The organism is Parabacteroides sp. AF14-59, from assembly GCF_003479515.1.
Lineage (GTDB): Bacteria > Bacteroidota > Bacteroidia > Bacteroidales > Tannerellaceae > Parabacteroides > Parabacteroides faecis.
On record NZ_QUHH01000006.1, the window covers coordinates 300,997 to 311,526 of the forward strand.

Sequence of the window (10,530 nt, forward strand, 5' to 3'; positions counted from 1 at the left end):
AGCTAAACGGCTTTCCTCTTTCTTATTATAAACTTCTTACTTTTACATTGCGGAACCAGATCAGGGAGTCGCCATGCTTTCCTTGTAATCCGATATATCCTTTTGTCGGAAGTTCAGCAAAAGGTTTGGGTAACCAGCTTGGGATTTCGCTTCCATCCGGATTTACCGTTCCGGAAGTCCATTTACTCATATCCATTTCCGTTACCTTCTTACCATTCAGTATTACATTTATGCGTTGTCCGACACATCTAATGCGCATGTGATTCCATACACCGGGTTTTTTTACCACTTTATCTTTCTTGGCACCTAAATGACCGTAAATGGCTCCGCATTTTTCATACGGTTTCCCGTTACCCCATTTTTCACAATGGTCGTCGGCAATCTGTATTTCTACGGAGTTGGGAATCCAGTCTTTGGTGTCTGTGCAATATATAACGACACCACTATTAGTTCCTACATCGGTTTTGAAATCCAGATCCAGTTCAAAATTTTCATATTCGGTCTTTGTCCAGATAGATTCGTCCTGAACGGCTGCAAGTACACCGTCTGTCATACTCCAGACCTCCGGGTTGTAGCTGGCATCGGAAAGGTTTTCGCCGAATAAAGGTTTCCATTTGTTGTCGGAAGCAGAAACACTGAGGGTACTGATGATACCCAGAAAGAGAATTGAGAAATAAAAAAGTCGTTTCATGTTATTGATTTTAATATAAAATAAATTAGGATTCCAAAGATAGATAATCTGTTTCAATAAGCGAGAAAAAAGGTTGATATTTTAATCCGAGCTTTTGATTAATAGCAAACCAAGGGGGTAAAAGTAAAAAATATAGTTTTCTATTGTCTTTTTCTTTTATTTTATTACTTTTGTTTCGTAAAGGCTGGAGTCTACAGACTGAATTAAATGTGAAAAATCGTACATACGATCAAGATATATTGAATTGTTTTATAAAGTTGAGTAGGGAAATTACAGGCATTATAATAACTAATTTGTAAGAATTTCATAGACATACCAGGCCTGTATATATAATAAGGGATTGCTCGGGATGAGTGATCCCTTTTCATTTGGAGACTCCTTTTATTCCGGTATGTTTAATTTTATAAATAAACTATTTACCTTTGGGGGGACAAATTAAGAACAATGGAAAAGAATAAAGCGATAGTTTATATAAATAATGTAGTAACCCGTTTGCCGGAGTTGCGTTTTGCTGAACCTTTCAGCTGGACGGTCAATGAAGGGGAACAGTGGGCAATAGTAGGACCCAACGGTTCGGGAAAAACCTTGATTGCCGACCTGATGCAACGTAAGTTTGCTTTGAAGGAGGGAGAAGTGACTTTCGGTTACGATGATAAAATCAGCAATTTGATCAAAAGTATAGCATTTAAGGATATCTATTCATTAGCAGATTGCCGGAATACTTATTACCAGCAGCGTTGGCACTCGACAGAAACGGACGAAGTGCCGACTGTGGAAGAAATATTGAAGGATCATTCGGGTACGGATAATCTGCATCAGGTACTTTCTTTCTTCGGTATTGAAGACTTACTGCCTAAAAAACTTATTTTTCTTTCCAGTGGGGAGTTACGTAAATTCCTTATTGTCCGCTCTTTGCTGAATCATCCGCGTATTTTGATCTTGGATAATCCTTTTATCGGTTTGGATGCTGCTTCTCGTGACGTATTGGTAAACCTGTTGCAACAAATGGCTAAACTGGATAATGTGCAGGTTATTCTGTTGTTGTCGAATCCTGATGATATTCCGGAGATGATAACCCACGTACTTCCCATACATAACCGGAAACCTTATCGACCGCAGACACGTGTTGATTTTATGGCGGATAAAGAATTGCAGGCACATTTGTTCCCCGGTCATCCGGATGATCTATCGTTGCCTGTATCGGAAAAAGCCCCATCTGTACATGAGGTTACGTTCCGTATGGAACATGTTTCTATAAAATATGGTAGTCGCACGATCCTGAAAGAACTGGATTGGGAAGTGAAGAACGGGGAGAAATGGGCTTTATTCGGCCCCAACGGAGCAGGAAAATCCACTTTATTAAGTTTGATCTATGCAGATAACCCGCAATCTTATGCAAATACTATCTATTTGTTTGACCGGAAGCGGGGTTCTGGTGAAAGTATCTGGGATATAAAGAAAAGGATCGGGTATGTTTCTCCGGAGATGCATCTGTTTTATATGGAGAATGTTCCGACATTGAATATCGTCGGTTCCGGATTTTTTGATTCTATCGGTTTGTATCGCAAATGTACGGAAGAGCAACAGACCGTGGCTTTGACATGGATGTGTATTTTTGGAATTGAAGAGTTGAAAGACCGTTCGTTCCTGACGTTATCTTCCGGTGAACAGCGATTGGCTCTACTGGCACGGGCTTTTGTGAAAGACCCGGATTTGATCATCCTGGATGAACCGTTGCACGGACTGGATATCAGTAATAAACGAAAAGCGGCACGTGTGATCGAGCAGTTCTGTACACGTCCGGGAAAGACATTAATTTATGTGACCCATTATCCGCATGAGTTACCATCGTGTGTCGATAAACGCTTCGAATTGATTAAACATGCTTAAAATCATAAAACCATGAAATTGAAAATCACAGCTTTCTGGTTGGTTATATTGGCTGCTTTGTTCATTTTCTTACAGGAATACAGTCGATTCCATTTCTTTTTTATTGAACAAAGCCAGTTGTTTCAGTTTACCGGCGACTATATCTGCGGTAAACTGGCTATGCCGGGCGGATTTGCGTTAACCTTATCTGAATTTTTAGTGCAGTTCTTTAGGTATCCGTATGCCGGAGCAGGGATAACGGCTGCATTACTGTTATTAACGGGAATGGGTATGAGGGGAATTGTCCGCCGGATCGTTCCGGATACGGATTTCTTCTTGCTTTATCTGATTCCGGTCATTTTGCTCATGTTCCTGCATTTTGATTTTAATTATCTGGCTTTCGGAACAATAGCGTTCAATTTGATGCTTTTGGCCTTCTATTTGTGCTTACGTATATCAGATAATAAATGGCGGATGATCGTGGAGATTGTTGCAACACCGTTGCTTTATGGGCTGGCGGGAGCTGTGGCATGTTTGTTCGCTTTATCTGTCTTGATTTATGAGTTCCTGAATAAAACCCCGAAGTTCTATTGGTCTTCGTTGTCCGTTCTGTTGGGACTTTTATGTGGTGTTTGCAGTGTCTATTTCGCTCTGTTGGGAGAGTATCGTTTTGCCTTTTTGCCGGATGTTTATTATCATACGGCACTGGAACCCAAAACGGTTATCTATTATTCATGGATTTCGTTCCCTTTAATTCTTATTCTGGCTTTTCTGCTGAGAAAAAGAAAGAAAGCGGCCGGCAAGAAAATATGGATAGCAGGAGGTGTTTTACAGCTAGCTCTTTTATGCGTATTATGTTGGTGGGGAATACCGGAATACGGAGATAAGAAGTCGGCTAAAGTAAAAGAGTTGGATTATTACGCAAGAACGGAACAATGGGATAAAATTCTGGATGCTAACAAAGGTACGCTGACGAATTATCTGAATATGTGTTATCTGAATCTGGCTTTGGCACAGAAAGGGGAGTTGGCCGATCGTATGTTTAGTTTTGACCAGAGAGGTCCCCAGGGGCTGATGGTCGGCTGGAATAAAACAGAGCAGATATCTTCTTTGTTAAGTGATATTGCTTTTGCTATGGGTAATTCGGCGATGGCGCAGGAGATGGCTTTTGAAGCTTACGCGACTGCAATCGGAGAGGGTAACCCGCGAATGCTGAAAAGACTGGTCCAGACAAACCTTATTTATGGTGAATATCCGGTTGCGGAGAAGTATCTGAATATATTGGGGAATACGATTTATTATAAAAAATGGGCTGACGATCACCGGAAGTTTTTATATAACGATACCGCGGTGGAGCAAGACTCCGTGTTGGGTTCAATGCGTAAAAGCCTGCCGAAGGAAAATTATCTTTCCGAGATCAACTATATGGAAAAAGATCTGTGCATGGTAGCAGAGGCTAATCCGGAAAAGAAAGCGGCTATCGAGTATCTGGGAGCTCTTTATTTGTTGGCAAAAAATATGGACGGTTTCAAAAATATGCTGGAGACTTATTACGGAACGGATGTTCTTCCTTCATTGCCTAAGTCTTTCCAGGAAGCTGTGATCACTTTATCGGAAGCGGAACCGGATTACTGGAAACGTTTCGATATTTCTCCGTCTGTCATGCAACGTTTTGCTGAATATAAAAAACAGGTACTGGCAAACCGGAATAATAAAAATGCGTTGCCCGGACTGATGAGAAGGGCCTACGGAGATACTTACTGGTTTTATTTTATGTTCAAATAAAAGATGTGGGATATGAATGGAAATTATAAATATATAGCGTTGCTGGCCTTGTTTTTTTCATGTTCGGATTCGGTTCAGGTTAGTGAAACATTGGATAGAAAGCCTGCCATCGTTCCGGATTATGCCGATATAACAATACCTGCTAATATTGCTCCTTTGAATTTTTCTTTGAAGGATTCTATGGAGGATGCTCAGGTCGTTTTGTCATACTCTGACCAGCGGATTGAAGTGAAGTCAAAGGATAACCAATTTGTTTTCCCAACCTCTAAATGGAAGAGGCTTTTATCGTCTGCTGCAGGAAATGAGGTTGAGGTGGTTGTCCGGGTGAAAGAAAAAGGGAAATGGCTGGAATATGCGCCTGTCAAATGGAGCGTGGCAGCAGAACCGGTCGATCCTTACATCGCTTACCGCCTGATTGCTCCGGGATATACTTTATGGAACAAGATGGGACTTTATCAGCGTGACCTGGAGAGCTATACGGAGACTCCGATCATCGAGAATAAAATGAGCGGCAGAAACTGTGTGAATTGTCATTCGTTCTGTATGCAAAATCCGGATAAGATGTTGTTCCATATGCGTGAAACATATCCGGGAACGATCCTGGTAGATGGGGATAAGATCGAGAAACTGAATACGAAAACGGAGCAAACGATTTCATCTTTGGTATATCCGTCCTGGCATCCTTCCGGAAAGTATGTGGCATTTTCCGTAAACAATACCAAACAGGGGTTCCATGCTAATAACAGGAACCGTATAGAAGTGTTCGATGAGGCTTCCGACGTGGTTGTATATGACGTGGTGAAACATGAAATTGTCACCACGGCCAAATTATTCTCGAAGGATGCTTTTGAAACTTTCCCAACGTTTTCTCCGGATGGAAAGACTCTTTATTTCTGTACGGCTGCCGCACGTCCTATTCCGAAAGAATATTCCGAGGTGAAATATAATTTGTGTTCTATCGGGTTTGATCCTGAAACCCGGAGTTTCGGTTCGGTAGTCGATACTTTATATAATGCGGCTGTTTCAGGGCAAAGTGCTTCTTTCCCCCGTGTATCTCCGGATGGAAAACATGTAATGTATACAGTATCCGGATATGGTAATTTTTCTATTTGGCATAAAGATGCCGATCTGTATATGGCTGATTTGTCAACCGGAGAAAGTGTACCGTTGGATATTTTGAATAGCGATGATGTAGAGAGTTATCATTCCTGGAGCAGTAACAGCCGTTGGGTTATCTTCAGCAGCCGCCGGATAGACGGATTATATACCCGCCCTTATATAGCTTATATAGATGAAAACGGAAAGGCTTGTAAACCTTTCCTGCTGCCTCAAAAAGATACCGGATTTTATGACCGTTTTATGATGTCCTATAATATTCCGGAATTCATTACCGGAAAGGTGAAAGTAGGAGGGAGAGTCCTGGGATTAAAGGCTAAGGAAGATAAAGGTATCGATGTGAAGTTTGCAAAATAAAGATTTATTCCTGTAGATGTAATTACTGAATATAAATAAGTCGGAAAAATAAAACCGGTAAACCAGATGGTCAATCTGAAGTTTACCGGTTTTATTTTTAGTGAATGTATAATTTATGTTTTTACATTATCTATTTCCGCCAGCCCACCAAACTTGTTCTGAGTAAATATATTGACCATCTCCATAGGCTGCTTTTACTTCCGGGTTAGCAGATGTGTCACTATTTCCATAAGGACAACGGATCGGGAATTTTTTTGTGTTCTTGAATGCATAGAAATCCTTACCTTCTGCTTTTAAACGACGTACATCGTTGAAAGATTCTGTGGCTTCTCCGGAAGCTCCCCAGAAAGCGAAATATTTTTGCAACATAACTTCTTTTAAAGGATCGATAGCAAACAGCGGTTTCACATTTGCTTCAAAATAACTGTTGGCTGCTTCTTCCGTCAAAGCTTGTGATGTAACAGTTATGTTTGAACCTAATGTAGTGATAGCCGAAGCTACACTGTTTTCCGTATTAAGAATCGCACTTGACACAGCTTCTTTTAATGCAGCTTCTGCTTCCGATGTACGGTTTAAGCGGCTAAGAGCTTCCGCTTCCAGGAATTTTATTTCATGGAAACTTAATAATAAAGTGGGAGCTGTTCCTGAATAAACAAATGCTGAAACACCATATTTTTGCATATTTTGTTCCGGAGTACCATTAGGAGCAGGAACATAATTGGGATCGGAAGCTCCGGTAACCTGAATACGCTTTCCTCCTTGAGTCGGAGATAACATAACACGGGTAAAACGCGGGTCTTTGCGTTCGCTAAGTTTTGCACCTAAACTTTCACTGTTTGCAAAAGCTGCACGTGATGCAAAAAATCCGTAGAATGGGTTGATGTTGTTTACATCATAGACAGCAAAGGCTGCCTGGTCCGCTGCAGAAGAAAATGATTTAGCTGTGTATTCTAATACTTTTTTCAGATCTCCATCCTTGTCGGATGATCGGTTGAGTAAACGCATTGTATAACGAGCTTTCAGACCATAAGCAAATTTCAACCATTTTCCGGCATCACCACCGTAAAGTAAATCGTAGTTTCCTAATGGGGAGAGATCTTCTTTTTGCAGGTTGACGATCGCATCATCCAATAATGTCATTATTGTTGCATAAATTTCTTCCTGTTTGTCGATTTTAGGAGTCATATACAATGGAGAACCGTTTTCGTCGACAACGGCAGCTTCACTATAAGGCGTATCACCAAACATATCGGTTAATAATGCAGAGTTATAAGCAGCCATAACTTCTGCAGCACCTTTAGTAATATAATTCCCTTCGTCGCGGCCACCTTCGTTACACTGATTGATAATTATACGTGCATTCTTCAAAGAGGTATATGTACCACTCCAGATATTATTGAATGTAGATGCGGCAGACGGTTCGTTTAGGCGAGTTTCTGCATTGTATAATTGGTTGTCGATACCTACTTCATATTCAATATAAGATGAGAAATAAGTATTGAAGTCTCCTCCTACATTAGAAAAAGCAGTAGAAGTAATAACATCTGTCATGATGAATTTGCCTTCTACACTGTTTGTATGGCTGGTATCTTTGTTGATATTATCCATGATATCTTCTGAACAGGCGGAAAATATCAGGGAGAAAGATACGACAGTCAAAGTTTTTAAGGAACCTATAATTGTTTTCATATTCATTTCTTTAACTATTAGAATTTCACATTGACACCGAATCCGTAGCTGGAAGTTCCCGGAAGAGAGAAACGTTCAAATGCTCCGGCCATATTATTATTACCTAATGTCGCTTCAGGGTCGAATCCTTTTATTTCAGACCAAACAATGATATTACGTGCAAATACATTTACGTTTACATTCAGGTTATTCTTGTTATAAACCGGATAACTTAATGCTATTTCGCGTAATTTCAGGAATGAGTTGTCATAAATATAAGCTTCGTCTATACCTCTTACCGTACGGAAATAAGTTTCTGCATTTTCTCCGGAAACATGGATATCATTCGGTGCATATCCGGTTACATTTCCACTTGCGTCTTTAACCTCTTTTACTGAGTTTTTTCCAAAAGTGAACCCATTTTTACGATAGTCGGCAGACAGTTGGCTAACGCCATAGAAGTTTTGCTCTCCGGCTGTACCGCTATACATCTGACCTCCCTGTTTCCAGTCGAATACTGCTGATAGACGGAACTTATAAAGTTCTATGGTTGTACTGAAACCTAAACGGAAGTCTGGAGACACTTTTCCGATCACGGCTTCTTCACCAGCCTGCGGCATACCGTTTTCATCGACTACAATTTGTCCGGCTTCGTTGCGTAAGTAACTTACACCATATACTACCGGGAACTTATCTTTGATACCGGCACGTACCTGTGGAGTTACGAATCCGCCCAACATAATGCTTTCTACTCCAGGAGCCAGCTCGTCTACATAGTTGTCTATTTTGGAGAAGTTGAATGCAAAATCAAGTTTGAAGTCTTTTGTATCAACAGGAGAAATTCCGAGTGTGAGTTCATGTACGTTTGAGTGCATTTTACCACCGTTCATCATCATACTGCTTGAACCGGTCGAACCGGCCAATGGAACTTCAAATATCTGATCCGTTACATTTTGTCTGGAGAATGTATAATTCAAAGAGAATAAGCCATTCAGGAATGTAAGATCGGCACCGATTTCGTATGATTTTGTATTCTGAGGTTTCAGATTAGGATCATAAACGACATAATAAGGAATATACGACATGACACCATTCAAAGGATACATGATGGGAGTACCCTGGAAGAAACCACCGCCATATCCGGGTGTGTAATAATATGTCGGCACATATTCACCTGCCATACCTACTTCTGCGTATGATGCACGTATTTTACCAAATGTCAGGATATCGTTTTTCAGCGGTTCTAGTTCTGTGAATACCCATCCTAAAGATACTGACGGATAGAAGAAAGAACGGTTGCCACGTGGCATAGACGATACGATATCATTACGTCCTGTTACATTAAAATACAACATGTTTTTCCAAGCTAATGACAGGCTCGCAAAATTACCGACTGTACGTTTTCTGGAATAAGAAGCTGATGAGCTATATACAGAAGCATTGTTCAGATGATTCCATCCCGGAAAGTTGAAGTTATATCCTTCCGCCATCGTATCTTTGATGCGTTTGTCAACTAACTCATTACCCAGTAAGGCATCAAAATTGAAATCATCATTAATATGCCAGTTGTAGGTGAAAGTCAATAGAGAGTTCATTTCATTTACGGTAAAACCATAATCACGGGCATAGCCTAATCCCGTTCCTGTACCTGTACTTCCATAACCATAAATATCGAGATAGCTTGTTGTATAGGCATCGTCTCCAAGTTGGTATTTGATATCGAGTTTATGATCCTCTGTATTGAATTTAGTTGAATATTTTAAGAATGCATTTCCGAAAAAGCGTTGTGAACGTTCGGTAAAAGAGTTGTTGTCGACGGCCCAGTTTGCATCGTCAATCCAACCTTCGCGGAAAGTATTTTGTGTATATGGATCGCCTTCGATATGTGCAGGAATTCCGGCCATATTATAACTGATCGGTGCAGTATATACGGTTGCTGTGACACCATCGTTGGCTGTACCTTGTTTTTTTATTTTTGATGTTACAAAATTACCAGTGAAACCTGTTGTCCAGTTTTCGTGTAATTTGGCTTCACCTGATAATTTGGCATTGTAACGGTTCATGCCTGTTGATGGTACGATACCGTCTGAATGGGTATTACCTAACGAGAATGCGTAGTTTCCTTTATCGAAAGCCTGTGCAACGTTTACCGAGTTACTCCAGGTTACACCTGTATTGTAAAAATCTTTTGCATTATTATATGCCTGAGGCGTTGCCCAAGGATCTAAACCGGCGGCAGCACGTTGAGCCACATAATATTGACCTTGGTGTAAACCGTCTTTGGTGTATGCGTTCTGAACATTACCACCATAAACGGGATCGTTTGCTAAATCTGAAATTTTAGGTCCCCAACTGAAACCTGAATACGGATTGAAATTTCCTGTAGTACCTTGTGCAAATTCACTTTGTAATTCAGGTAATGTTGCGATTTTATCAAAAGCTACATTTGTACTGAAGGAAACTTGCGGTTTACCTTTCTTTGCCCCTCTACCACTTTTTGTTGTGATGACGATCACACCATTGGAGGCACGCATACCATACAATGCTGATGCTGCTTGTCCTTTCAGGATATTGATACTTTCAATATCATTTGGGTCTAGGTCGACTGCACGGTTTGCATAGTCAGTACCGGCAACACTTCCTGTATTCATGTTATCTGTGTTCACATCGGATGTAGAGGCGATAGGCATACCATCTATGACATATAATGGAGTATTATCTCCGGTGAAAGAACGTGAACCACGAATCGTGATTTTGGATGATGCACCAGGCATACCGGAAGACGGTGCAATATCAATACCTGAAACCTTTCCTTGTAAAGCTCCGGCTAAGTTTGTATTTGCTGCTTGAGTCAATTCTTCGGATTTCACGTCTTGCACAGCATATCCTAACGCTTTTTTCTCTTTGGAAATCCCCATCGCTGTAACAACGATTTCAGAAAGGTTTTGAGTATCAGACGTTAGTCTGATGTTTAGAACTGGTTGAACAGCGACTTCCTGGCTTTTCATACCTACGTAAGAAACTACCAGAGTCTTTGCAGAACT

General features: G+C 40.7%; 6 protein-coding genes. 3 read left to right on the plus strand and 3 right to left on the minus strand.

Translation table 11 applies throughout. The features are described 5' to 3' along the window. Positions 1-25 precede the first annotated feature (25 nt). Positions 26-691 (minus strand): DUF1080 domain-containing protein, encoded by a 666-nt coding sequence (locus DWW23_RS09825; RefSeq protein WP_122353116.1) that lies wholly within the window; start codon positions 689-691, stop codon positions 26-28. A gap of 444 nt (positions 692-1,135) precedes the next feature. On the opposite strand from DWW23_RS09825, the gene DWW23_RS09830 reads away from it, so the two are divergent. Genes DWW23_RS09830 through DWW23_RS09840 form a run of 3 tightly spaced genes read left to right on the plus strand, consistent with a single transcriptional unit; the run spans position 1,136 to position 5,818 of the window. Continuing rightward, positions 1,136-2,581, plus strand: a complete 1,446-nt coding sequence (locus tag DWW23_RS09830) for an ATP-binding cassette domain-containing protein (protein ID WP_122353093.1) — start codon at positions 1,136-1,138, stop codon at positions 2,579-2,581. A gap of 12 nt (positions 2,582-2,593) precedes the next feature. After that, complete coding sequence (locus DWW23_RS09835; protein WP_122353094.1) at positions 2,594-4,345, plus strand: DUF6057 family protein; 1,752 nt, start codon at positions 2,594-2,596, stop codon at positions 4,343-4,345. Positions 4,346-4,357: 12 nt separating this feature from the next. After that, complete coding sequence (locus tag DWW23_RS09840) at positions 4,358-5,818, plus strand: PD40 domain-containing protein (RefSeq protein WP_122353117.1); 1,461 nt, start codon at positions 4,358-4,360, stop codon at positions 5,816-5,818. Positions 5,819-5,944: 126 nt separating this feature from the next. Here the strand turns inward: DWW23_RS09840 and DWW23_RS09845 are convergent, their stop codons facing one another. Beyond that, positions 5,945-7,507 (minus strand): SusD/RagB family nutrient-binding outer membrane lipoprotein, encoded by a 1,563-nt coding sequence (locus tag DWW23_RS09845; protein WP_122353118.1) that lies wholly within the window; start codon positions 7,505-7,507, stop codon positions 5,945-5,947. Positions 7,508-7,524: 17 nt separating this feature from the next. Continuing rightward, a partial coding sequence (locus DWW23_RS09850) for a SusC/RagA family TonB-linked outer membrane protein (protein ID WP_370449250.1) occupies positions 7,525-10,530 on the minus strand: 3,006 nt, incomplete at its 5' end.

Bases quoted from the DNA above. Each gene is read 5' to 3' on its own strand.
- DWW23_RS09825 (WP_122353116.1), bottom strand. From the start codon at position 691: ATGAAACGACTTTTTTATTTCTCAATTCTCTTTCTGGGTATCATCAGT.
- DWW23_RS09830 (WP_122353093.1), top strand. From the start codon at position 1,136: ATGGAAAAGAATAAAGCGATAGTTTATATAAATAATGTAGTAACCCGT.
- DWW23_RS09835 (WP_122353094.1), top strand. From the start codon at position 2,594: ATGAAATTGAAAATCACAGCTTTCTGGTTGGTTATATTGGCTGCTTTG.
- DWW23_RS09840 (WP_122353117.1), top strand. From the start codon at position 4,358: ATGAATGGAAATTATAAATATATAGCGTTGCTGGCCTTGTTTTTTTCA.
- DWW23_RS09845 (WP_122353118.1), bottom strand. From the start codon at position 7,507: ATGAAAACAATTATAGGTTCCTTAAAAACTTTGACTGTCGTATCTTTC.